17 protein-coding genes and 1 pseudogene are annotated in these 24,717 nt (G+C 65.1%); 3 read left to right on the top strand and 15 right to left on the bottom strand.

What is annotated here, in order from left to right; genetic code table 11:
* Positions 1–1,172, bottom strand: a 1,172-nt coding sequence (locus tag G3N94_RS28345; RefSeq protein ID WP_205795949.1) for a MexX/AxyX family multidrug efflux RND transporter periplasmic adaptor subunit, incomplete at its 3' end; no start/stop codon positions are given.
* A gap of 149 nt (positions 1,173–1,321) precedes the next feature.
* On the opposite strand from G3N94_RS28345, the gene G3N94_RS28340 reads away from it, so the two are divergent.
* Positions 1,322–1,969: a TetR family transcriptional regulator gene (locus tag G3N94_RS28340; protein WP_205795947.1), complete on the top strand. Its 648-nt coding sequence runs from the start codon at positions 1,322–1,324 to the stop codon at positions 1,967–1,969.
* Between the two features lie 374 nt (positions 1,970–2,343).
* Entirely contained in the window at positions 2,344–3,588 is a 1,245-nt protein-coding gene (locus tag G3N94_RS28335; RefSeq protein ID WP_205795945.1) for a M23 family metallopeptidase, read from the top strand.
* On the opposite strand, the gene G3N94_RS28330 is transcribed toward G3N94_RS28335, so the two are convergent.
* From G3N94_RS28330 to G3N94_RS28265, 14 genes and pseudogenes are all read right to left on the bottom strand, one after another.
* On the bottom strand, positions 3,573–4,319 hold the full coding sequence (locus tag G3N94_RS28330; RefSeq protein ID WP_205795943.1) for an amino acid ABC transporter permease: 747 nt from the start codon (positions 4,317–4,319) through the stop codon (positions 3,573–3,575). The two genes, G3N94_RS28335 and G3N94_RS28330, sit on opposite strands and share 16 nt — an antisense overlap.
* A 16-nt stretch (positions 4,320–4,335) precedes the next feature.
* A complete protein-coding gene (locus G3N94_RS28325) occupies positions 4,336–5,058 on the bottom strand; it encodes an ABC transporter permease subunit (protein ID WP_205795940.1) in 723 nt (240 codons plus the stop codon).
* Between the two features lie 108 nt (positions 5,059–5,166).
* Complete coding sequence (locus tag G3N94_RS28320) at positions 5,167–5,982, bottom strand: ABC transporter substrate-binding protein (protein ID WP_205795938.1); 816 nt, start codon at positions 5,980–5,982, stop codon at positions 5,167–5,169.
* Between the two features lie 163 nt (positions 5,983–6,145).
* Positions 6,146–7,063, bottom strand: coding sequence for a rhomboid family intramembrane serine protease (locus G3N94_RS28315; RefSeq protein ID WP_241022118.1), 918 nt, complete (start codon positions 7,061–7,063; stop codon positions 6,146–6,148).
* A 355-nt stretch (positions 7,064–7,418) separates the two neighbouring features.
* Positions 7,419–7,778, bottom strand: a pseudogene (locus tag G3N94_RS43285) (fimbrial protein); the annotation flags it as partial.
* Between the two features lie 745 nt (positions 7,779–8,523).
* Positions 8,524–11,544, bottom strand: a complete 3,021-nt coding sequence (locus G3N94_RS28305) for a GLUG motif-containing protein (protein ID WP_205795935.1) — start codon at positions 11,542–11,544, stop codon at positions 8,524–8,526.
* 87 nt (positions 11,545–11,631) lie between these two features.
* A complete protein-coding gene (locus G3N94_RS28300; RefSeq protein WP_205795932.1) occupies positions 11,632–12,468 on the bottom strand; it encodes a fimbria/pilus periplasmic chaperone in 837 nt (278 codons plus the stop codon).
* Positions 12,469–12,472: 4 nt separating this feature from the next.
* Entirely contained in the window at positions 12,473–15,121 is a 2,649-nt protein-coding gene (locus G3N94_RS28295) for a fimbria/pilus outer membrane usher protein (protein ID WP_205795930.1), read from the bottom strand.
* A 225-nt stretch (positions 15,122–15,346) separates the two neighbouring features.
* Complete coding sequence (locus G3N94_RS28290; protein WP_346778739.1) at positions 15,347–16,030, bottom strand: fimbria/pilus periplasmic chaperone; 684 nt, start codon at positions 16,028–16,030, stop codon at positions 15,347–15,349.
* A 113-nt stretch (positions 16,031–16,143) separates the two neighbouring features.
* A complete protein-coding gene (locus tag G3N94_RS28285) occupies positions 16,144–16,728 on the bottom strand; it encodes a fimbrial protein (protein ID WP_205795926.1) in 585 nt (194 codons plus the stop codon).
* A 1,020-nt stretch (positions 16,729–17,748) separates the two neighbouring features.
* A complete protein-coding gene (locus tag G3N94_RS28280) occupies positions 17,749–19,053 on the bottom strand; it encodes an MFS family transporter (protein ID WP_205795924.1) in 1,305 nt (434 codons plus the stop codon).
* A 237-nt stretch (positions 19,054–19,290) separates the two neighbouring features.
* Complete coding sequence (locus tag G3N94_RS28275) at positions 19,291–20,970, bottom strand: SpoVR family protein (RefSeq protein WP_205795922.1); 1,680 nt, start codon at positions 20,968–20,970, stop codon at positions 19,291–19,293.
* Positions 20,967–22,235 (bottom strand): YeaH/YhbH family protein, encoded by a 1,269-nt coding sequence (locus tag G3N94_RS28270; protein ID WP_205795920.1) that lies wholly within the window; start codon positions 22,233–22,235, stop codon positions 20,967–20,969. The genes G3N94_RS28275 and G3N94_RS28270 overlap by 4 nt, the downstream gene beginning before the upstream one ends.
* 125 nt (positions 22,236–22,360) lie before the next feature.
* A complete protein-coding gene (locus G3N94_RS28265; protein WP_205795918.1) occupies positions 22,361–24,283 on the bottom strand; it encodes a PrkA family serine protein kinase in 1,923 nt (640 codons plus the stop codon).
* Between the two features lie 142 nt (positions 24,284–24,425).
* Between G3N94_RS28265 and G3N94_RS28260 the strand changes: the two genes are divergently transcribed.
* Positions 24,426–24,717, top strand: a 292-nt coding sequence (locus G3N94_RS28260; protein WP_205795916.1) for a hypothetical protein, incomplete at its 3' end; no start/stop codon positions are given.

The raw sequence follows: 24,717 nt of genomic DNA, 5'->3' as shown, positions 1-24,717 counted from the left end.
TGCGACGGCGCCGCCTCAGCCGGCCGCACCCGCTCGACAGGCGTGACCGCGGCGCCGGGCGCGAACTGCGCGGCGTTGTCGACGATCACGCGCTCGCCGCCCGACAATCCGCGCGCGATGCGCCAGTCGCGGCCGTTCATGTGATCGGCGACGACCTCGACGTCCTTGACCTTGCCATCGGCGCCGACGACCCGCACCGACGCGCGGTCGGCCGTGCGCAGCAGCGCATCGCGCGGCACGAGAATCGCCTGGCGATCGATCGCGCTGTCGAGCGCGATCCTCACGTATGCGCCCGGCAGCAGCTCGCGCCCGGGATTCGGAAACAGCGCGCGCATTGCGACCGTGTCGGTGGTCGGATCGACCGCGAGATCGCGAAACAGCAGCTTGCCCTTCAGCGGATACGCGGTGCCGTCCGCGCGCATCAGCGTCACCGTGACGTCCTGCTGGGCAATGCCGGTCGCGTGACCGCTCTGCACCGCATGGCGCAGCGCATCGACGTCCGCGGCCGGCTGCGAGAAGTTCACGTAGATCGGATCGAGCTGTTCGACGGTCGTGAGCGGCGTCGCCTGGTCCTGGCCGACGAGCGCGCCTTCGGTGACGAGCGCGCGTCGCGCGCGACCCGCGATCGGCGCGGTGACGGTCGCGTAATCGAGCTCCAGCTGCGCACGCGCGAGCTCGGCGTTCGCCGACGTCACCGCGGCCTTCGCCTGCGCGTCGTCGGCAACGGCCTCGGTGTGATCGCGCTCGCTGACCGCTCGGTCGCGCACCAGATCGTCGTAGCGGCGACGCTTGTCGCTCGCCGCGAGCGCCGCGGCCTGCGCCTTCGCGAGCGTGCCTTGCGCGGCATCGCGCGCGGCCTTCAGCGGCGCCGGGTCGATGCGGAACAGCACCGCGCCCTGCTTCACTTCCTGGCCTTCCTCATAGGTGCGCGCGGTGACGATGCCCGCGACCCGCGCCCGCACCTCGGCCTGCCGGTACGCCTCGAGCCGGCCCGGCAATTCGATGGACAGCGGCAGCGCGGTGGGCCGGACGGTCACCACGGTCGCGCGCTGCGCGGTCTCCGGCGCAGCGTCTGGTTCGCCCTTTCCACATCCGGCGACGGCCAGCGCGGCCGCGAACGCGAGCGGCGCCAGCCAGCAGCGACGCGACAGGAAACGATTGTTGTTCTTCATAAGGACCTCGGATCGTGCACCGCCCTTAAAATGCGGCGGCTCAGAGCGGCCGATTATAATCAGTCACGACTGATTAATTACGCCCAGCTTTAAACTTGTCGTCATACTGTCTCAATAAAACGACAGCAAACCGTAAGGAAACTCGCAATATGGCCCGCAAGACCCGGGAAGAATCCCTTGCCATCAAGCACCGGATCCTCGACGCCGCCGAACTCGTGCTGCTCGAGCGCGGCGTCGCGCAAACCGCGATGGCGGACCTCGCGGAGGCCGCCGGGATGTCGCGGGGCGCCGTCTACGGCCACTACAAGAACAAGATGGAAGTGTGTCTCGCGATGTGCGACCGCGCGTTCGCACGCACGTCCGAGGGCTTCGACGCCGGCGACGGCCTCCCCCCGCTCGACACGCTGCGGCGCGCCGCGTCGCACTACCTGCAGCAATGTGGCGAGCCGGGCTCGATGCAGCGCGTGCTCGTGATCCTGTATACGAAGTGCGAACAGAGCGAGGAGAACGGCGCACTGCAGCGGCGCCGGATGCTGCTGGAATTGCAGATGCTGCGGATCACGAAGGCGCTGCTGCGGCGCGCGATCGCGGCCGGCGACATCGCGGCCGATCTCGACGTGCATCTCGCGGCCGTCTATCTGGTGTCGCTGCTCGAGGGCGTGTTCGCGTCGATGGTCTGGACCAACCGCCTGCGCGGCAATCTGTGGAACGACGCCGAGGCGATGCTCGACGCCGGTTTCGACGCAGTGCGGGGATCCGAAGCGCTCCGGCGCCACGCGCAAAAATTGCCGGAATAAGGTTCGGATACGCAAAACGTTCTGATTTATCCTGATTTTTCGCACGCCGGAGCTAAGAAACCGACCCTTATTTAAATTTTTTTACATTTTGCGGAACATCGGTAGACTGACGCTGTCACTTTTCTTTAGCGTCTTCGTGATAACCGGGTCCTGACCCGGCAATCGCGGCGCCGTTCGAAGCGGGCTGGCGCCCGCGCCGTTGGGTCGAACGGAAACGACACGGGCCCCGAACGGGGCCTGTTTCGTTGCACGCCCGCCATCCTTCCCGTCGCCACCCGACGCGCGAACGGCCGGCGGCTCAGGATCTGCTCACGCTGAAGATGGATCCTGGCCCATCCCCTTTCGTCGAACCGTTTCCCTGGATGTGGACACCCTTGGTCAAGTCTGCCGCATACCCTGAATTTTCCGCAGCGCGCCCCGCCCGTGCGTGGCGTCTCGTGCGTGCGCTGCTGCCCGCCGCCGTGCTTGGCGCGCTCGCCACGCTCGGTCTTGCCGTGACGCAACCTGCCGTGTCGCAGTTGCCGGGCGCCATCGATACGGGCACCGCCGCGCTGCCGCAGCGCGTGCTGTCGAACACCCCGTTTCCGACTGCGCAGCATTTCGTCACGAACGAACTCGCGCAGACGATCGGCGAGCGCACCGCGCAGCCGGGCCTGTTTGCGCCGCTCAGTGCACATCGCAACGACATGCTCGGCTACGCCAACCTGTTTACGCTCGCGCCGCCCGAACCCGAACATGGCCTGCGCGCCGGCAACATCGAGCTGACGCTGTCGGACGCGCTGAACCGCCTCGACCTGCCGCCGGAAGTGCGCATCCAGCTCGGCGATCTCGTCAACGGCAAGGTGCCGATGCGCGAGAGCGCGCATCGTGGCGACTACTACCGCCTCGCGTTCGATGCGAACGACGGCGCGCCGCGCCTGACCGCGCTCGAACTGCGCGTCGCCGGTCACACATTTGGCGCGATCTGGTTCAAGCCGCCGGGTGCCGACAAGGGCGCGTATTACACGCTCGACGGCGCGCCGCTCGAAGCCGCCGCATTCACGATGCCCGTCAAGTGGACGCGCATCAGCTCGTTCTTCGGCGAGCGCATCCATCCGCTGTCGCAGACGATGGCGTTCCATACAGGCGTCGATCTCGCTGCGCCGACCGGCACGCGCATCGATGCGGCTGCCGACGGCACCGTGTCATTCGTCGGCACCGATCCGGGCGGCTATGGCCGCTACGTGATCATCGATCATGCCGACGGCTATTCGACCTACTACGCGCACCTGTCCGCGTTCGCGCACGGCCTCAAGGTCGGCGAGACCGTCAGGCAGGGCGAGCGCATTGGCTCGGTCGGCATGACGGGCGCGGCGACGGGCCCGCACCTGCACTTCGAGGTGCGGATCGCCGACCAGCCGGTCGATCCGCTCGTCACGCTGGCACAAGCGCAAACGGGCCTGTCCGACATGCAACTCACCGCGTTCCGCCAGGAAGCCGCGCAATGGCGCTTCCGCCTCGCGTCGATCGACACCGCGCCGTTCGCGTTCGCGCAGACCGACGGCCCGCTGTGGGGCGACTTCGCCCGCGATAAATCGACGCTGCGCGCGGTCTTCGACACGCACTACACGGCGTCCTGACGTCCGCCGCGCGCCGGTTGAGCCCCCCCGGCCGCCGCGCGCGCAATGCGCTCCGCGCGCGGGCCGCACGACAGCAGCCAGCGCGCGGCGCCATCGAGCGACGCGCACAGCACGAGATAGATCGCCGCGACGAACAGGAAGATCGGCGCCGGATACACCATCAGCCGGTTGTTCACCTGCGTCGCGACGAACGACAGCTCCGGCACGCCGACGATGTACGCGAGCGACGTGTCCTTCACGAGCGACACCCACTGGTTCACGAAAGACGGCGTCATGATCCGGATCGCCTGCGGCAGCAGCACGTAGCGCACCGTCTGCCAGCGTGTGAGCCCGAGCGACAGCCCGGCCTGCCACTGCCCCGTGCCAGCCGCGACGATCCCCGCATGCACCGCGTGCGCGAGATAGGCGCCGCCGATCAGCGCGAGCGCACACACGACCGTCGCGAGCCCCGGCACATCCGTATGCAGCAGCATCGGCATCAGGAAGTACGTCCAGAAGATCAGCATCAGCACCGGAATCGCGCGGAAGAAGCCGATGAACGCGAGCAGCAGCACGCGCGCCCAGCCGCGCACGAGCGCCATCGCGACGCCGAGCGCAACGCCCAGCAGCGCCGACGCGCATGCGGACGCGATCGCGAGGACGAGCGACAGCGCGGCGCCGCCGAGCGGCCCGTCCGGGAATGCGCCGACGAGCAGATACGGGAGATTGTCGGCAAGCAACGTGAAATTCATCTTCGATCCCCTGCCGTCAGCCGGCCGGCCCGAGCCGGTCGCGCCATCGCGCGGCCGCATACGCGACCGCCTCGATCGCGGCCGCCGCGGCGATGTACAGCACGGTCGCGACGCCGAACGCGGCGAACGTCCTGAACGTCTCGGTCTCGACCTGTCGCGACGCATACGACAGCTCGGCGACGCCGATCGCCATCGTCAGCGACGAGTTCTTGACCAGGTTCATGTATTGCCCGAACAGCGGCGGCAAAGCGAGCCGCACGGCCTGCGGCAGGATCACGTAGCGCAGCGACTGCAGCGGCGTGAGACCGAGCGCCGCGGCCGCGTCATGTTGCGCGGCACGCACGCCACGCAGCCCGGCCTCGCACTCCTCGGCGACGAACGCGGCCGTGTACGCGCTCAGCCCGACCCAGGCCGCGACGAATTCGAATGACGGCCATGCAAGCGTGAACGGGCCCGCATCCCACGCATGGCGCGCGTTCAGCCATGCGACCCACGCGTCGGGCAGCAGCGACGCGACGCCGAAATACCAGAACAGCAGTTGCACGAGCAGCGGCGTGTTGCGGAACGTGACGATATAGCCGGCCGCGACGGCGCGCAGCGTATGCCGGCGCGCATGGCGCAGGAGCGCGAGCGCGAGCCCGCCGGCGGTCGCGGCGGCGGCCGACGCGGCCGCGAGGCCGAGCGTCAGCAGGAAACCCTGCCACAGCCAGCACAGGTATTTGGGAGCCAACCCGAGCATGTGTGTCGTGCGGGCGCGCGGCGCCCGCGATCATCGGAAGGAAACGGGATGCGCCGCGCGTCGCGTGCCGGCGAGCCGGTCACATCGCGCGGCGCGGGGACGCCAGGATCAGGTCTTGTCGCCGATCCTGAAGATACGCGTGAGCGGCGTCTTCGTCGTCGGGCCGAACCACGCGTCGTAGATCTGCGCGGCGCGCCCGCTCGTCTCGAGCCCCTTCAGCGTGTCGTTGACGAAGCCGAGCAGGCGCGTCTCGCCCTTCGGCACGCCAACGCCCATGTAGTCGTTCGAGATCGTAAACGCCGGGATCTCGTAGTTCTGCTTGTCCGGCACGTTCGCGAGCAGGCCGATCAGCTTCGGCCCGTCCTGCGTGATCGCCTGCACGTTGCCGGCGCGCAGCGCGGCGAATGCGAACGGCGTGTCGTCATACGCGACGATCGTCGCGTTCGGATACTTGTCGCGCAGCGTGATCTCGTTCGTCGTGCCCTTGTCCGCGCCGACTCGCAGCCCGTTCAGCTGGTCCGCGGATTTCAGCACGCCCTTCTTCGCGAGGAACTGCTGGCCCGACGAAAAGTACGGAATGCTGAAGTCGACCTGCTTCGCGCGCTCGTCGGTGATCGTGAAATTCGCGAGCACGAGGTCGACCTTGCCGGACGTCAGGAACGGAATGCGGTTCGCGGGGTTCGTCGGCTGCAGTTGCAGCTTCACGCCGAGCTTGTCCGCAAGTGCTTTCGCGTAGTCGACGTCGAGGCCGACGACGTGGTGGTTCTTCGCGTCGACGAAACCGAACGGCGGGTTGCTGTCGAACGTCGCGACGCGCAGCACGCCGGCTTTCTTGATGTCATCGAGGCGGTCCGCGTGCGCGGCGGTGCCAGCGGTGACGAGCGCGGCTCCGACGAGCCACGCGGCGAGAGTGTGGAATTTCATGAGCACAGCCCACTTGTTATGAGCGCCGCCGCGGATCACGCGGCGGGCCGGTTCGAGGAAGTTCACGGCGGGTGATGCCGTGAAGCCGCTAACGTATCAGCGGGCCGTGCGGATTCGAACCAAGAAATGCTGCTTTGCTCTGCGGGTTTCGTGATGACGGTGGCTACGGTAATACGGACGCGGGCCGATGCTGCTCGTCGTCGCGACTCTGCGCGGCGATCGCGCCGCTTTCCTGTTGATCCGTCTGCTGGTCGTTCTGCTGGTCCGCTTGCTGCGCGCGGTCGCGGTCGACGTCGATGCGCATCTCCTTCAGATCGGCGCTGGACGCGTACTGCGCCGCGCCGAGCATCGCGGCGCTGCCGACTACCGCGACTGCGAACGGCAGGACGACGCCGGCGGGCGTCCGGCCAGACGCCTGCGCGCGGTACAGCACCCAGCCGACGACAAAGCCCGTCACCACGCCGCCAACGTGCGCAGCCTGATCGATGCCGGAAATGAAGAACCCCGACACCAGGTTGATCACGATCACCTGGGCCACCGCCTTGAGGTCGATGATCATGGGCGCCGCGCGGCCGCGCTCCAGGTCCATGCGCAGCGCGAACGCGCCGGCCGCGCCGGCGAGCCCCATCAGCGCACCCGATGCGCCGACGCTGACGACCGGCTGTATGCCGCTCGTCGGCAGCGCGACGCCGAACGCGAAGCTCATGCTGCTGACCTCGTGATACCCGTACCACAGCGCGCTCGCAAGCGAGCCGCCGAGTGCGGACAGCAGATACGTGACGCCGAACCGTGTCGAGCCGCCCACGCGCTCGAGCACGCTGCCGAGCACAACCAGCATGTAGAGGTTCAGCAGCAGATGCTGCCAGCCGCCATGCAGGAACGCGCTGGTCAGCAGCCGCCACGGCTGGCCCGTCAGCGTGTACGGCGCGAAATTGGCGCCCCAGTCGAGCAGCAGGCTGTTCGACAGGCTGTCGAACGATGCCTGCCGCCACATCAGCAGAAAGACGGCGGTGTTCACGACGGCCAGCAGGATCGTCAGCCGCGGAAGGGTTCGCGGAATGGAAGTTTGTTGTTCTTTCATCGGATCTCGGGAATCGGGTATCGCCCTCGGACAGGCTGAGCCAATTGTATCGCCCGAGCTCATGGATGCACATCCGGCCGGGCTTGTCGACGGACGCCCCACGCGGATCACGTCGCGCCAGCGTGGACGACGCCAGCGCGCGACGCGTCGCAGTTGCCGCGCGGCATGCAAAAGACCGCCCATTGCAGGACCGCTGCAAACGAACACGCCTGGCACCGCAACGGCAACGTGCGTCACGGAAAGGTGAACGTGAATTCCGCCCGCCACCCGCGTAGCCCGGCCTGAGCTCGCCGGCCGCGCCGGTCCGGATGTATTGCGCGCGCAGCGGCATCACGGCCGAGTCACCGTTGCGCTGCATCGGATATTGCCGCGCCGTCGCCGGTTCGCCAAGCACGATCCGCTCCCCGGTCACTCCGTGCGTCATCACGATGTTGAATCCGGTCGCCAGCGCGGTTCCGCTCGGTCCGCTCAACTGCAGCAGCGTCGGGTCCGCGTTCGGCGTGACGGCCTTGTCGCGGAAACTGATCGTCGGTTTGGCCGCGGCCGCGCATTGATTGAGCGTAATGTTGAAATCGACGAATGGCGAAGTCGCATTCGGGGCCGCGAATTGGCTGATCGCGAAATGGCCGAGATTGACCGGGACGATCCAGTTGTCCACGATCTCGCATTTCTTCGGCACCACGATCGGACCGCCGCCGATCGTGAGGTTGCCCATCCCGCTATAGCTCTTCGTATTCTTGCAACGACCCGGCGGGTTCATGACTGCGGGCACATCCACGTCGCCTCCGAGCGACACGGTACCGATCGGCAGATCGAGCGCGTAGAGCATGACAGTCTGATTGCCCGGCAGATCGTTGACGACGAGTTCACCGGCCGGCAGCTGCGAGGCGGGCTTCTGAAGAATCAGCCTCTGACGATAGACCGCCACCATGGCGTTGCCGTCCGACGGCGAGTGCGAGGGCCGCACAATCGCGCTCTTCGAAAATGCGACCGGACGGGTGCGCTGCGCTAAGGTACGCTCTTCGGTCAGATTCGATACGCCGACCCATTGGAAACCGATTCCGTCGACGTTCGTGTCCGCGATACCATACGGGACCTGGCTGCCCAGCAACCAGTGCCCGGCGCTCACCAGCTCGTGCTTCTCCGGTGCCCCAGGGCCATACTTGTAGTCGATGAAAAGCGATACGGTGCGCTCATACAGGACCGTCCCGACCGGCGTCGAGTTGGTCAGGCTATTTATCTCGCGCCAGGCATTCGCGCTGACGTTGCTGAACGTGCAGTCGTACGCCATCACGTCCATGTCCGCATGCGCGCTGCCGAGGAACGCGCAGCCGGCTGCGACGAGCCCGCGCAACGCGGCGCGGGCGCGTCGCCCAGTCATCTGAAAGAGGGTCTTCATGCTGTTTCCCGTCATGGTGCGGCGGGCGCCGATCTGCCGATGGCGCCCGCGCTGCACCGCGTTACTCGATCGAACCCAGGTTGAGGCCCACCAGTTGCACCGCCGCGGCGTCCCCTGAGGTGCCGCTATGGCGGATCTCGCCGCGATTGACACCGGCGAGCCCGCCATAGGTCTGGCGCCAGGACCACAGATTCGAGCCGTTGACGCGACCGCTTGCGACCGAACGCTCGACGACACCCGTGTTCAGCCCGACCAGACCGCCGAGCGTCGCATAGCAGCCCCCGGTGACCGGGCCGGATGCCGACGCGTCGGACACCAGCCCGTCGTTGACGCCTGCGAAGCCGCCGACCTCGCTCGACGTGCTCCCCCGGACTTCGCCGGTCGCCGCCGCGAACTTGATCGTGCCCGACAAGGAGTTGACGCCGGCAAAGCCGCCGACCGACGAAGACGAGCCTCCGACGACATCGCCGCTAGCGTCGACGTCCGCGAGCGTGCCTTCGTTGAAGCCGACGAAGCCGCCGATCTTGCTGTTGCTGCCGCCCGTCGTCTTGCCGCGCGCCACCGAGTGCGAAATCGTGCCGTCGACGTGCCGACCGACGAACCCGCCGATGTTGCCCTGGCCGCCGGACACCGTGCCGTGCGCCTCGGCCATGTCGATCAGCGAATCGCGGCCCTGGTTGATGCCGACGAACCCGCCCAGCGCGCTGGTCGAGGCCGACGACACCGCGCCCATTGCCTTGCTGTCGGTGATCGTCCCCTGGTTCAGGCCGACGAAACCGCCGATCGCGGCCGCGTAGCGGCCGTCGACCAGGCCGGTCGCATTCGAATGAACGAGGTCGCCGCCGTTGAAGCCGGCGAGACCGCCCACCAAGCCGCCCGTGCCGCCCGTGGTGCGCCCCGATGCGGACACGTTGTCGAGCTTGCCGGACAGGTTGGCGCCGACGAAACCACCAACGTTCACGCCGGAAAGATACGCCCCGTTCGTGTTGCCGAGGCTCGACGAATTGCGGATCTTGCCGCCGCGGTTCACGCCGACGAAGCCGCCGATCGCCGCCACGTTCGACTGGCCGCCCGACACCGTCGCGTTGGCCATGCTGTCGGACACATCGCCGCCGAAGAACCGTGCGTCGTTCTCGCCGATCAGGCCGCCTGCCGCATAGGTCATGCTGTTGCCCGACACCGTTCCGGTGAACGACGCCCCGTCGACCTGACCACGGTTGATGCCGATCAGACCGCCCAGCGCGTTGCTACGGGTCGCGCCGGCGCTCACCTGCATGCCGGTCGCCGTCACGTTGTCGACCGTGCCGCGGTTTTCGCCCACGAGGCCGCCGATTGCGGTCGAACCGACGCCCATGCTCGCGCTCACGCGCAGCGATTTCAGGTTGAGGTTCGCGAGCCGGCCCGTGTTGCTGCCAAACACGCCTGCATACGGATCGTTGCTCGTGATCGTCAGGTTGCTGAGCGTGTTGCCAAGGCCATCGAATACGCCGGCGAACGACCTGCTGCTGCCGAGCGTGCGAAGCGAGGTTCCGTAGTACGAGCCCGCGATGTCGTTGCCGAGCACGTAGAATCCGTCGAGATTCGCGTTGACAGCCTGCAACTGGTTGAGGTTATGAATCACGGTGTAACGGAGGCCATTCGACTCGAAACCCGCACCGAGGCCCGACAGCGTCACCGCCACACCCTTGCCGATCGCGTACGCGCCGCCATAGTCGAGCGTCATCTTCGCGTTCACGCCGGTCAACGCGATCGGCGCCGCAATCAGCACGTCCTTCGCAGCGGCGAGCGCAACGCTCGCGTTCGCGCCGCTTGCGCGCAGCGCGCCATTGACTGCGACGTCGCCGTGCCGGCTGACGAGCTTCAGTCGATGGTCGCTCGCCCAGGTCACTGGACCATTAGCGGACAGGTCGCCGCGCTCGGAAACGAGCTCGACGTTGGTCATGCCGAGATTGCGCGACAGCGTGTCGGCGACGATCGTGCCCGGCTTGTTCGCACCGGGCTGCATCGTCACGTCGGACGATGCGATACGCCACACCCCCGTTCGGCCGTACGTCGACCGCGTGTCGACCGTTGCGCCTAGCGCGACCCTCACGTCGGCGCCGCGGGTCTCGACCGTGCCGCCGTCCTCTTGCGCTGCCGCGCTCGCATTCAGCGAGCCCGCGACGTTGACGACGCCCGCGTCGTTGCCGTCCAGCACGATCCGGCCGGCGTTGTTCCGCAAGGTCCGCGCCTCAATACTGCCTTGGTTGTTGACGACCGTGCGCAGCACTTGATCGGCGGTCTTCGCGCTCATCAGCACCAGCCCGCCATCGGCCTTCAGCAACCGGTTGTTGCTGACGAGTGCGTCGACAGCCCCTTTGTCGATCTCCACGCTGAGCAGCTTGCGACCGTCGAAATTCAATGTCACGTCGTCGCCCGCGCCCAGCGCGATCGCGCCCATCTGCGCGAGCACTGTCCCGCGGTTTGTGACCTGCGCGCCGAGCAGCGCGATCGCACCGCCCTCGCTGGCTGTCAGTTGACCGTAGTTCGTGACGGTTCTCGAGACGCCACTCGACGAGGTACCGACGAACCGAAAACGACCGGCGTCGAAATCTTCGTTCCTGATGTCGAGCGTCGACGCCACGAGCCCGCCCACGTTGACGTGGGCCGTGTTGCCGAACACGATGCCGTTCGGATTGACGAGAAACACGCGGCCATTCGCATCGATGTTGCCGTGGATTTGGCTCCCGTCCCGGCCAACGACCCGGTTGAGCGCGATCGACGACGTCGACGGCTGGTTGAACGTAACGCGCTGCCCACCGTCGACGCCGAACGACGTCCATTCGGTGATCAGCTTGTCGGTATGCTGGTTGATCGACATCTGACGGTCATTGTCGAAGCGGTGGATGTCCGCCTTCCCCATCACGACCTTCTCGCCCACCGGCAGCGCATGTGCGCTGGTCAGCACACTGCCCGCGAGCCACGCAAGCACGGCGACGACGCTCGCGCGCGTTGCCGACTTGCCGCGCCGGCGCACCCGTTCGCCGGCCACTTGCCAGATTCCCTGGCTGCCATTCCAGACCAGAACGTAGGTCTTGTTCATTATCGTTTTTCCTAGTCATGATTGAATCTCTGCCGATCCCGGGCAGCACGGGTACTGCAAGCGTTCACGCGCAACGTTGCGCGGCGGTCATGGCGGCGCGAGCGTCGCCCGGCGCGTGCGCACCACGCCGTCGTCGCCGACCGCGTCGAACACGATCTCGTCCGGCCCCGTGCCGGGCGGCACGCCGAGCGGAATCTCGACCTGGCCGAACGGCGCGACGTCGATCGCGCCGCCCGCGAGCGCGAGCGCCGCGCCGCGCGTCTCGACGCGCGTCAGCGTCACGTAGTACGGCGACGGATTGGTCGCCACGAGCGACGATTGCGACTGCGCGGCTGCGAGCGTCCAGCGCAGCCGGTCCGGTGCCTCCCGCGGCGTGCCGGCGAGGCCGATCGGCCGGAACAGCACCTTCATCCTCAGCCGATAGGCGATGCGCAGCGTGTTGTCGTCGTGCTCGGCGGCAGGCGGCACCTCGAGCAGGTTGATCCAGTAGCGCGACTCCCGGTCGGCCGGCAGTTCCTGGCCGACCGCTTGCACGCGAAACGCCAGCCGCTGCTTCGGCTCCACCCGCGTGAGCGGCGGCGTCACAACGAACGGCACGCGCATCACGCTCGGATCGGCGTCCGCACGCCCGTCGTCGAGCCAGGCCTGCACGAGAATCGGTGCATCGCCGAGGTTGCGCGCGGAGATCGCCAGCGCTCTCGCATCGCTCGTATAGACAAAGCGCGTGCCGACAACGGACAGCCCGGCATCCGCAGCGCGCGGCAGCGCGGATACGGCCAGTACGACGGCCGCCGCACGTGCGAAACGGTATGGGTGTGCGAAGCGACTTGCAAAGCAGCTTGCAACGCGGCGTATGCGACGGTTGCACGAATTGTCCGCACGCCGGAGCGCCGGCAATGCAAAACGAAGGAATGCAATACGCATCGGCTCACGGCTCCGTGATGGCCGCGCCCGCCAGCGGCGGCAACGCGGCTGGGCGACACACGCGCGTGAGCGTGACGTAATTGGTATCCGCCAGACGGTCGTACGGCACCGCATAGTCGAGTGCGCACTGCTGATCCGGGCGATCGCCCCATTTCACCTGAAGCTGCCCGTCGGCCTCCCCGCTGCGGATGAACAGGCGGCTGCCCTGCCCGACGACGCCGAGCTGCGCGCCGCTTTTCGCATCGAACGCGCGGGCGGCAAACGGCAGCGGGCGACCGTCCTGCAGCGTCGCATCGATCAGCAGCGCGCGCGCCTTCAGCGTGTCGTACGACAGCATCACGACCGCGCCCGCGCGCGGCGCGACGCTGCGCGTCGAGACTTTCAGCTCGACGTCGTCCGCCACGGCCTTCGGATCGAGATCGACGTTGTTCAACTGGTACGGCACGAGGCTCGGCACGATCGCATAGCCGGATCGATTCACGTAGGCGTTCGTACTGCCGATCCGCGCGCCGCGCGCATGTGGTGCGCTCACGACGCCGATCGTCTCGCCGAGCGTCGGCCCGGGCGTCAGGCCGCCGCGATGCAGCACGAGGCCGCCCGCAGCGCTGGCCGACGCCTGCTGGTAGCCGCTCCCCATGCTGACGTTCGCCGCAACCGTCGCGACCGGCAACCGGTAGCCGACCCCGACGCTGCCGGACGTACTCCGGTTGTTGCCGTCATGCGATGCCGACATCGAATACGAACCGTCGCCCGCCGCGCCGAAGCGCCCGGACAACCCGGTCGCCGCGCTGGTCCCGGCCTGGCTGTCGTGTGTCGTGAGCAGGTTCAGCGTCGGCGCGTAACGGGAATTGCGGCCAAGCGGGATCGACAGGTTCACGCTCGCGAGCGTGGCGGTCGAATCGCGCGCGAACGCCGCGGGGCCGGCGGCGACGTTGCGCACGCGCTGCAGCGAGGTGGTCAGCGTCATGTCGCGCCACTGCGTGCTGTAGCCGAGCGTGAAACTGAGCGTTTGCCCCGAGCGGCCCCAGTAGCTGATCGCGGAGCCGTTCAGATAGACGTTGCCGGCACGCCCGAGCTGCTGGCTCAGATTGACGTCGACGCGATTGCGCATCCGCGAGAAGCGCGCCATGTCGTCGATCCGCCAGTCGCGCGCGTTCAACTGCAGCGCGTCGCGCAGGCCCAGAAACCCCTTCGTCGAATAGCGATACGCGAGCAGCGAGAAGTTCGTGCCGCTGTTCGGCAGGTTCTTGCTGTACGACACGCGCACGCTCGTGCCGTTGAGCCGCTCGGCGCCGTGCGGCTGGGTGCGCGCCATGGTCACGTCCGCCGAGATGCCGCCGATCGCCGTGTTGAGCGCGACGCCGGCCAGCACCGACTGGTAGCGGGTCGCGAACGCCGCACCGCCATACGCGGTCATCGCGTTGCTGATGCCATGCTGGAGCGTGAACTGCCCCGCGTACTGCTCGCCGATATTCGAGCCCAGGTCGATCGCACGTCCCGCCATCGCGCTGAAGCGGGTCGTGCCGGGCCGCAACTGTTGCACCGTCGTCGCGAACGGCACGACGAAACTGCGCGTCTCGCCGTTCGCCTCGGTGATCGTGACGTTGAGGTCGCCGCCGTAGCTCATGACCCGCAAGTCGTCGAGCGCGAACGGGCCGGGCGCCACGGTCGTCTCGTGGACGAGATAGCCGCGCTGGTAGACCGACACCTTTGCGTTCGACTGCGCGACGCCACGCACCACGGGCGCGTAATAGCGTTGCAGGTCGGGCATCATCCGGTCGTCGCTCTCGATCTGCACGCCGCGAAACGAGATCGCGTCGAACAATGCGCCGCTTGTCGAGCTTTCACCGACGAGCAGCTGCGCCCGCCAGCGCGGCAGGTCGGTCTGCGCGTAGATGTTGCCGCGCTGATAGCGCGTGCCGCCGGACTGCGACCAGGTCAGGTTTCCGTTGTGCCGGAAACGCAGCGCACCGATATTCAGGCCCATATTGAGACCTGTGTACAGCTGCGTGAAGTCGTACCCGTGCGAACGCGAGTTGAACACGTTCGCGTTGTAGTTGAGCAGGCCGGCCGGCACGCCGCTCGTCCAGTTCGCCGGATCGACGTAGGTCGTCGCCGTCGACAGGCGCAGGTAGAACTGCGGCACCGTCACGTACAGCTTTTGCTCCGCCGCATCGAACGACATTTCGCCGCCCGGCACGTAGCGGACGAGCGGGTCGCAGACGAGCCCGTCGGGCATCGGGTTCGGCGTCGCGTCGTCTCCCTGGCCGCGGGCGCTCCGCTCGAGATCGATGCCGACCCGCTGCAGCAACGCGCGGTCGTAGCACGGCAGTGCACTCTCGCTGCCGTCGACGCGTTCAAACGTGACTTCCTCGATGCCGCGCCACTGCCCGTTGACGACGATGTCGATCCGGTACCGGCCCGGCGTCACGACGTTCGCTTTTTCGAACGGCTTCGTGTCGATCGGCGTGCTGTCCGCGCCATACATCATCATCGATTCGTCGAAACGGACCGTTTTCGGCGCCGACGCGACGCGTGGCGAGGCCTCGGCGAGGTTCGCGCCGTCGAGCAACACCTCGTCGCGCGACAATCCAATCGTATCGTCAGCCTTCGGCCTCGCTTCCGCGACCGTGCCCGAGATCGTCCCCGCCATCGCCATCGGCGTGAAGACGGAGGCGATCGCCGCGGCAATCGCGCGAGGATGCGCTGCGCGGCGACACCGCGACGCAGATTGTTGTCGTCCGTCCGGCAACGGAAATTCTGCCAATTTTCGCATGCAAGCCCGAAATGTTATGGATGACGAAACGTTCCGAGCTATGCTCGCCGGCGTTTCGAAATACGCTGTCGTTCCTGGATCAGTGTTGCTTGTCCGAAGCGATCAGTCCGCCAGCGTTCTGGTGGTTGTCGTGCGCCCGCCGAAATCGTCTATCGTCATGAAGCGCACGGACGCATGGCGGCGCGTGCGCGCCGTCACGCCCGGTAAAGGAAACCGCGCGGTGCCGAATGGCGCGACCATGCCGCCGCCGCCCGATACGTACGGGCCGCCGATGTCGCTCTCGACCCGGCCGAACGATATGTAATACGGCGTCGGATTCGACACTTCGAGCGCCACGCCCACGGACCCGCCGTGCCGCCCGTTTGCGGACGGTTCGGCCGGCGCCAGCTTCCAGGCCAGCTGGTCGGAGGCCAGGTCGGCGCCTTCGCGCAACGCCGTGGGCCGATAGAACAGCTTGATGCGCGTGCGGAACGCGAAACGCAGCCGGTTTTCCTCTTCCGCGCCGACGGTGGGCACCTCGAGCACGTTGAGCCAGAACACCGATTCGCGATCCTCGGGCAACGGCTCCTGCGTGTGAGTGATACGTAATGCGAGACTCTTCGCGGGTTCGATGCGCGCGACAGAAGGCGCGACGATGAACGGCACCTGTAATTTCTCCGGGGGGACATCAACCCGGCCGTCATCGATCCAGCTCTGCGCAAGCACAGGCTGGTCGCCGGTGTTCTCGACCCGCAGCGTCACGTCGCGCGCCTGCTCGGGAAAGACGACGCGGGTTCCCTGCAGCACGAGTGCCGCCTGCGCCGGCGAGGCGCAGGCGACCCATGCCACGATGCAGGCCGTCGCGACGAGTCCGAGAAGACGCCTTGACGTCGTCATGGCATGAGTAGGCGAAATCACGATCAGTAGTACGCGAGCGAGTAGCGGATGAACGAATTACCCGAACCCGTCGTGATCGAATCCTTGTCGACCGTCGAGACATAGGCGGCCGAATAGGACAGCGTCGCCGTGTTGTTCTTGACTTGCGCCTCCTGGACGTCGGTCGTGCTCTGCGGCTTGCCGAGCCAGATCTTGCCGGACTTGCCGTTGCCGGCGTCTTTGATCTCGATCTCGACGCCCGTTGCCGGCTTCGTGCCGACGAGCTTCAGGTTGCCGGTCGCCGGATTGATATTCACCGCGGCCGGATCGAAGTCGATCACGACCTTGGTGTCGTTGGTGCAGCCCGAATTGCCGCCGATCTTCAGATCGAAATTGGCAATCCTCGGCGTCGCGCCGACCGTGGTGAACGCGGACGGGCTGATCCGGTCGCCGAGTGAAACCTCCGTCCGGTTGCCTAGGCCGGGCGCCTCGCCGTTGATGTTGCAGGTGACATCCGAGATGCTGCCGGTGAAGTCGATCTGGCCGTCGTACGCGTGCGCCAGCGACGGAACCCCTACGGCGCCGGCAATGCCGAGCGCCACACAGCAACGAACAAAGTCTTTTTTCATTTCTCTGCTTCCATGTGGATTGATTTTCGACTTGAAACACCGCCGACCGAGCCACGCTCCCGTCTCTTTCCTGAAACCGGAGGCATGAATGACATCGATCGGGCCGACAATTCAGGAAACAAGCACTCCGAGTACTGCACCCTGAATTCGACGACGAAGCAATTCTATTTGCTGTCAACCCGGTTTGATATAGTACAAGTTTGAAATTTGGCGTCGATTTTTCACCCACGCGAAAGCCGCTCGATAGCGAAGTAATCGCAGACTTTCATACGCGATCCTTTTGAATTCCCGACTGCGCCTGCCTGCTGCGGCGTCGAAGCCACGCGGCGAGTCGATCGCATGCTGCCGTGCATGCCTACGGCCGCCAACGAACGCCGCCGATGTAAACGGGTTCCTTTCGGATGTCACGACTGACCAGACGACCGAACGAATCCACGCGTAATTTTCACGAAACTTTTTAGCCAGAAAGGTGATTTAACAAACAATAATCACGAAGGTTCAGACAAGTACTAAACCAACATCAATATCCAAAGAATCAAATAAGACAGATCTTAATAAATCAATATAAATCTCTTCCGAATCTCAATGAAGGGCAGAATTTCATTTGCCGCGTCGCCATTTGACGCGCCAATAAAGGCGGCATACGCAAGTTGTGCGGCGGCCAGAGATGTGTTACGAGCGAGGATTGGGCGACGGGAATCAGCAGGAAACGTGCACGCGTATGCACGATTGCGCCGGCGGCTGGCACCGTTCAGCGGCCGCCGCGCCATGCACGCAAAAAAAACGCCCACTGCAAGCAGCGGGCGCGAATCCCAGTCAAGGAGGTGTCACACGAACTACGGGTTCAGATTAAGCGGATCGCCCAACGCCGGCAACAAAGCGATTTCGATATCCTTATCGCATGCGGCGCGATGAGCTTGCGCGGGTTCGCGCCATCGTGCTGTCCGCCCCCTCAAAAAAAACGGCGTCCCGCATCGTGCGGAACGCCGTTCATGTCTCACCGAAGCGCGACGCGGCGGATCACGGCTCGTGACGCAGATACCCTTCCTTGCTCGGATCGCGCATCAGGTACGACACGATCAGCGAGATCGCGCACAGCGCTGTCACATACCAGTAGAACGTCTCCTCGCGGCCGATCGACTTGAACCACAGCGCGACGTACTCGGCCGAACCGCCGAAGATCGCGTTCGCGACTGCATACGACAGGCCGACGCCCATCGCGCGCACTTCGGGCGGGAACATCTCGGCCTTGATAAGGCCGCTGATCGACGTATAGAAGCTGACGATCGCGAGCGCGACCGTGATCAGCACGAACGCGGCGACCGGGCTCTGCACGTCCTTCAGCGCATGCATCAGCGGCACCGTGCCGATCACCGAGCACACGCCGAACAGGATCATCGACGTGCGGCGGCCGATCCGGTCGGACAGCGCGCCGAACACCGGCTGCAGCAGCATGTAGACGAGCAGCGCGACCGTCATCACGTTGCTGGCCGTCTTCGCATGCATGCCGGCCGTGTTCACGAGGTACTTCTGCATGTACGTCGTGAACGTGTAGAAGATCAGCGAGCCGCCGGCAGTGAAGCCGACCACCGTGAAGAACGCGCCCTTGTGCTGCCATACGCCGCGGATCGTGCCGGCGTCCTTCTTGTCGCGCGACTCGCTCGTCGACGTCTCGTCGAGCGACTTGCGCAGGTACAGCGAAATCAGCGCGGCCGCCGCGCCGACCACGAACGGAATGCGCCAGCCCCACGCCTTCAGTTCCGCGTTCGACAGCGTCTGCTGCAGGATCACGAGCACGAGCAGCGCGCACAGCTGGCCGCCGATCAGCGTCACGTACTGGAACGACGCGAAGAAGCCGCGCCGCCCCTTCAGCGCGACCTCGCTCATGTAGGTCGCGCTGGTGCCGTACTCGCCTCCCACCGACAGCCCCTGGAACAGCCGCGCGACCAGCAGCAGCAGCGGCGCGAACGCGCCGATCTGCGCGTAGGTCGGCATCACCGCGATCACGAGCGAGCCGCCGCACATCATCAGCACCGAGATCATCATTGCGGTGCGGCGGCCGTGCCGATCGGCGATGCGGCCGAACAGCCAGCCGCCGATCGGACGCATCAGGAAACCCGCCGCGAACACGCCGGCCGTGTTCAGCAACTGCGTCGTCGTGTTGCCGCTCGGGAAGAACGCAGGCGCGAAGTACAGCGCGCAGAACGAGTAGATGTAGAAGTCGAACCACTCGACGAGGTTGCCCGATGAGGCGCCGACGATCGCGAATACGCGCCGCCGGGTATCGTGCACGGACAGCACGGCTTGGTCGGTCTGGACGTCCATGGGATGGTCTGTTCCTTGTTGGTTTTTCGAGGCGTGGCGGCTGCGACACCGCCGCGTGCGGATGTGCGTGGCACCGGTTCCGGCGCATCGCGCTCCGGGATTCTAGCGAAATGCAAAGTAACGGGCTTTCCGGGTTCGTCCGGATGGAGACGAATTTTCCCGGGCCGGTGCATCGTCAAATGAAAACGCCAGCCCGCAGGCTGGCGTTCAATGCAAGGTCCGCGCGAGCGGTCACGCTCACAGGCGGATCTCCGGCGGCGTGTACCGGCACTCGTAGCGCTTGCGCACGGTGCCCGCCTCGTCGACGCTTTCCAGGTACACGTCGAACTGCCACAGCCGCGCCATGTGCTTGAGCACCTCCTCGCTGTCGTTCGACAGATGCCGGTTGTCGGTCATGAAGTGGCGCAGCGTGAGGCTGCGGTCGCCGCGCGTATTAACCGCCCACACCTGGATGTTCGGCTCGCGGTGGTGGATGTCGTACTGCCGCGACAGCGACTGTCGCACATACTGGTAGCCGAAGTCGTCGTGAATCGCGGACACTTCGAGCGAATCGCGCATGTCGTCGTCAAGCACCGAGAACAGCCGCATCTCGCGGATCAGGTGCGGCGACAGATACTGCGCGATGAAGCTCTCGTCCTTGAAGTTGCGCATCGCATAGTGCAGCGCCGGCAGCCACGGGGTACCCGCGATCTCGGGGAACCACTTGTAGTCCTCGTCCGTCGGCGCTTCGCAGATCCGCCGGATGTCGCTCATCATCGAGAAGCCGAGCGCATACGGGTTGATCCCGCTGTAGTACGGCTTCGTGACGGGCGGCTGGTAGATCACGTTGCTGTGCGAATGCAGGAACTCCATCATGAAGCCGTCGGCCAGCTTGCCCTGGTTGTACAGCGTGTTGAGCAACGTGTAATGCCAGAACGTCGCCCAGCCTTCGTTCATCACCTGGGTCTGCCGCTGCGGATAGAAATACTGGCCGATCTTGCGCACGATGCGGATCACTTCCCGCTCCCACGGCTCGAGCAGCGGCGCGTTCTTCTCCGCGAAATACAGCAGGTTCTCCTGCGGCTCCGGCGGATAGCGCCCTTCCTGCTCCTCGGCCAGCTCGGGCTTCTTGTTCGGCAGCGTGCGCCACAGTTCGTTGATCTGCGACTGCATGTACGCCTCGCGTTCGCGGCGCAGCGCCGCTTCCTTCGACAGCGACGGCTTCTGCGGCCGCTTGTAGCGGTCGACGCCGTAGTTCATCAGCGCGTGGCACGAGTCGAGCAGTTCCTCGACACGGTCGAGGCCATAGCGCTCCTCGCATTCCGCGACGTAGTTCTTCGCATAGACGAGATAGTCGATGATTGCGTGCGCATCGGTCCACAACCGGAACAGGTAGTTGCCCTTGAAGAACGAGTTGTGACCGTATGCCGCGTGTGCGATGACGAGCGCCTGCATCGTCATCGTGTTCTCTTCCATCAGGTACGCGATGCACGGATTCGAGTTGATGACGATCTCGTACGCGAGCCCCATCTGGCCGCGGCGGTAACTCTTCTCGGTCGACAGGAAGTGCTTGCCGAACGACCAGTGCCGGTAGTTGACTGGCATCCCGACCGACGCGTACGCGTCCATCATCTGCTCGGCGCTGATCAGCTCGAGCTGGATCGGGTAGATGTCGAGCTCATACTGCTCGGCGACCTGCGCAATGTGCGTGTCGTATTCCTCGAGCAGCTCGAAGGTCCAGTCGGACGGACACGGCAGCGGCCTGCGATCGGCAACGTTCATACGCGCTTCCTTCTGCCCGGCACCGGGCATATCGGCGGACGGCGTCGACGATTCGGCCCGGCCGCTTTGCTGCGTCGCGGCATGGCCTGCGGTGTCGTCGCCGGATCGGTGCGGCTGGTAGCCGCGCGATTCGCTGTGCAGGTGGCGGCTTGTCATGACATTTCCACCTGCTTTTCGAACAATTCGCGAAACACCGGGTAAATATCGGCAGCCGATTCCACTTTTTTCATCGCGAGATGCGGTTGCGACTGCATCAGCTGCGCGTACTCAAGCCACAAGTTCTGCTCTTCCGGTGCGACCTGGATGTACGCGAAGTAACGCGTCTTCGTGAGGATATCCTCTTCCAGGATTTTGCGACACTTCGGCGAATCGTCGGTCCAGTTGTCGCCGTCGGACGCCTGCGCACCGTAAATGTTCCATTCAGTCGGCGAATAGCGCTCGTTCATCACCTTGCGCATCAGCTCGAGCGCGCTCGATACGACCGTGCCGCCGCTTTCGGTCGAATGGAAGAACGTGTCCTCGTCGACTTCCTCCGCGCGCGTGTGGTGGCGGATGAACACCACCTCGATGCGCTCGTAGTTACGCTTCAGGAACAGGTACAGCAGGATGAAGAAGCGCTTGGCGAGATCCTTGCGCTGCTCGTCCATCGAACCCGACACGTCCATCAGGCAGAACATCACGGCCTGGCTCGACGGCTGCGGCTGCTTCACGCGGTTGATATAGCGCAGGTCGAACGGGTCGATGAACGGGATCCGCCAGATGCGGCCCTTCAGGTGATGGATCTGGTCCTCGAGCGTGGCGATTTCCGCGCGCCGGTCTTCGGTGTCGTGCTTGAGCGCCTCGAGCTGCGCTTCGAGCTCGCGTAGCTCGTTGACGAGCGGCGAGCCGAGCGCGATGCGGCGCCCGAGCGCGCTCCGCAGCGAACGCACGATGTCGATGTTGTTCGGCGTGCCTTCCGCCGCCCAGCCCGCGCGCACGTTCTTCCAGCTCGGCACCGTCAGCAGGTGCGTCTTCACGAGGCGCGGCAACTCGAGATCGTCGAAGAAGTACTGCATGAACTCGTCGCGCGACAGCTCGAACACGAAGTCGTCCTGCCCTTCGCCCTCGTTGCTGGCCTGACTGCCACCGCCGCCCGCGCCACCTTGCGGACGCGGGATCTTGTCGCCGCGCACGTAATCCTCGTTGCCCGGATGCACGTACTCGCGGCGTCCGCCCGGCCCGTGCCGGAACGTCGGTTCCGCGATGTCCTTGCGCGGAATCGTGATGCTCTGCGTGCTCTGGATATCCTTGATGCTACGGTCGCGCACCGCGTCCGACACGGCACGACGAATGTAGTTCTTGACGCGACGCAGAAAGCGTTCGCGATTGGCAATGCTCTTGTTCTTGCCGGCTAGCCTGCGGTCGATGATTTGATGAAGCACGCCCGGTCTCCCGCTCGAATGTCGATATGCCGGGACGCTCGCCGCACATGCCATCTCCCGTCATGCGGGCGGCGTCTCTGAAGATGCCCGTGCGGCCCGGCCGCACGGGCGCTGCGTGACGCAGGTCATGACGACTTGCGTACCCGCAGGTACCAGTCGCAAAGCAGCCTCACCTGCTTCGGCGTATAGCCCTTCGCGACCATCCGGTTCACAAAGTCCTCATGCTTGCGTTGCTCCTCGGCCGAGCCCTTCGCGTTGAACGAAATGACCGGCAACAGTTCCTCGGTATTCGAGAACATCTTCTTCTCGATCACGACGCGCAGCTTTTCGTAGCTCGTCCACACCGGGTTCTTGCCGGCGTTCGCGGCCCGCGCACGCAACACGAAGTTCACGATCTCGTTGCGGAAATCCTTCGGATTGCTGATGCCCGCCGGCTTCTCGATCTTCTCCAGCTCCGCATTCAGCGCCGCGCGGTCGAAGCTCTCGCCCGTGTCGTGATCGCGGAATTCCTGATCCTGGATCCAGAAGTCCGCATACGTGACGTAGCGATCGAAGATGTTCTGCCCGTATTCCGAATACGACTCGAGGTAGGCCGTCTGGATCTCCTTGCCGATGAAGTCCGCATAGCGCGACGCGAGCACGTCCTTCACGAACGACAGGTACTTCTGCTCGGTTTCCGGCGGGAACTGCTCGCGTTCGATCTGCTGTTCGAGCACGTACATCAGGTGCACGGGGTTCGCCGCGACCTCGGTCGAATCGAAGTTGAACACGCGCGACAGGATCTTGAACGCGAAGCGCGTCGACACGCCCGTCATGCCCTCGTCGACCCCCGCGTAGTCGCGATACTCCTGGTACGACTTCGCCTTTGGATCGGTGTCCTTCAGGTTTTCGCCGTCGTACACCTGCATCTTCGAGAACAGGCTCGAGTTTTCCGGCTCGTGCAGGCGCGACAGCACCGAGAACTGCGACATCATCTTCAGCGTGCCCGGCGCGCACACGGCTTCGGCAAGCGACGAGTTGCGGATCAGCTTCTCGTAGATCTTGACCTCTTCCGACACGCGCAGGCAGTACGGCACCTTCACCACGAAGATCCGGTCGAGCAGTGCCTCGTTGTTGCGGTTGTTCTTGAACGCCTTCCATTCCGACTCGTTCGAGTGCGCGAGGATGATCCCGTCGAACGGAATCGCGCCGAAGCCCTCGGTGCCCTTGAAGTTGCCTTCCTGCGTCGCGGTTAGCAGCGGGTGCAGCACCTTGATCGGCGCCTTGAACATTTCGACGAACTCGAGCAGGCCCTGGTTCGCGAGGCACAGGCCGCCGGAGTAGCTGTACGCATCGGCATCGTCCTGCGCGTATTGCTCGAGCTTGCGGATATCGACCTTGCCGACGAGCGACGAGATGTCCTGGTTGTTCTCGTCGCCCGGTTCCGTCTTCGAGATCGCGATCTGCCGCAGGATCGACGGATAGCGGCGCACGACGCGGAACTGGCGGATGTCGCCGTTGTACTCGTGCAGGCGCTTGACGGCCCACGGACTCAGGATGTTCTTCAGGTAGCGGCGCGGAATGCCGTACTGTTCCTCGAGTATCGGCCCGTCCTCGTCGTAGTCGAACAGCCCGAGCGGCGATTCGTTGACGGGCGAGCCCTTCAGCGAATAGAACGGCACGCGTTCCATCAGTTGCTTGAGACGCTCGGCGATCGACGACTTGCCGCCGCCCACCGGACCGAGCAGATAAAGGATCTGCTTCTTCTCTTCGAGCCCTTGCGCGGCGTGGCGGAAGTACGCCACCACCTGCTCGATCACCTCCTCCATTCCGTAGAACTCACGGAATGCGGGATAGACCTTGATAACCTTGTTCGCAAAGATCCGCGACAGGCGCGGCTCGACGCGGGTATCGATGTGTTCAGGTTCCCCGATTGCAGCCAGCATGCGTTCGCCAGCCGCAGCATACGCGGATGGATCGTTCTTGCAGAGCGCGAGATACTCCTCCAGCGAGAACTCTTCCTCTCGCGTCTTTTCGAAGCGGTTCGCGAAGCTGCTGTAAATATCCATGCTACCTCCCTCGCCTGAGTCTGAAGACGTGCCTGCCTTCATGTGACTGCGCAGAAGCAAGCGCGTTCGAATTCATCCTAAACCCTTTCTTATTTTTTTTCACGAACTCGTTGTATGAAGTTCGTCATCGACGATACACGTGTTGGACAACTTTCTTCGTCGCTCTACAATTGATCTCCCGAGCTGCCGAAACTGCATCCGTCGTGTCTCGTCGAACACCGGAACGTCTGATGCGTTGGACGCGCCGGCCGTCGCGAAATTCATCACCGCCTCCCCTTCTTCCCTAGACGTTCGAACCTGCGTTTTCGACGACACGCAGAACCCGCCGTTACAAATTTTTTTTGCGTGGGACCCTTACGGAAATACCCGTATGACGTATGTGGCGATGCATGCGCGCGTCATCATCGACGTCGCATCTGCTGTGCATGCATGCA

Source organism: Burkholderia sp. Ac-20353, assembly GCF_017104785.1.
GTDB lineage: Bacteria > Pseudomonadota > Gammaproteobacteria > Burkholderiales > Burkholderiaceae > Burkholderia.
Note: the sequence above shows the minus strand (reverse complement) of the source record. Positions and strands in the feature narration are given on the sequence as shown.

Bases quoted from the DNA above. Each gene is read 5' to 3' on its own strand.
- G3N94_RS28265 (WP_205795918.1), bottom strand. From the start codon at position 24,283: ATGGATATTTACAGCAGCTTCGCGAACCGCTTCGAAAAGACGCGAGAG.
- G3N94_RS28315 (WP_241022118.1), bottom strand. From the start codon at position 7,063: ATGAAAGAACAACAAACTTCCATTCCGCGAACCCTTCCGCGGCTGACG.
- G3N94_RS28305 (WP_205795935.1), bottom strand. From the start codon at position 11,544: ATGAACAAGACCTACGTTCTGGTCTGGAATGGCAGCCAGGGAATCTGG.
- G3N94_RS28325 (WP_205795940.1), bottom strand. From the start codon at position 5,058: ATGCTCGGGTTGGCTCCCAAATACCTGTGCTGGCTGTGGCAGGGTTTC.
- G3N94_RS28300 (WP_205795932.1), bottom strand. From the start codon at position 12,468: ATGCGTATTGCATTCCTTCGTTTTGCATTGCCGGCGCTCCGGCGTGCG.
- G3N94_RS28295 (WP_205795930.1), bottom strand. From the start codon at position 15,121: ATGGCGGGGACGATCTCGGGCACGGTCGCGGAAGCGAGGCCGAAGGCT.
- G3N94_RS28340 (WP_205795947.1), top strand. From the start codon at position 1,322: ATGGCCCGCAAGACCCGGGAAGAATCCCTTGCCATCAAGCACCGGATC.
- G3N94_RS28280 (WP_205795924.1), bottom strand. From the start codon at position 19,053: ATGGACGTCCAGACCGACCAAGCCGTGCTGTCCGTGCACGATACCCGG.
- G3N94_RS28320 (WP_205795938.1), bottom strand. From the start codon at position 5,982: ATGAAATTCCACACTCTCGCCGCGTGGCTCGTCGGAGCCGCGCTCGTC.
- G3N94_RS28275 (WP_205795922.1), bottom strand. From the start codon at position 20,970: ATGACAAGCCGCCACCTGCACAGCGAATCGCGCGGCTACCAGCCGCAC.
- G3N94_RS28330 (WP_205795943.1), bottom strand. From the start codon at position 4,319: ATGAATTTCACGTTGCTTGCCGACAATCTCCCGTATCTGCTCGTCGGC.
- G3N94_RS28285 (WP_205795926.1), bottom strand. From the start codon at position 16,728: ATGAAAAAAGACTTTGTTCGTTGCTGTGTGGCGCTCGGCATTGCCGGC.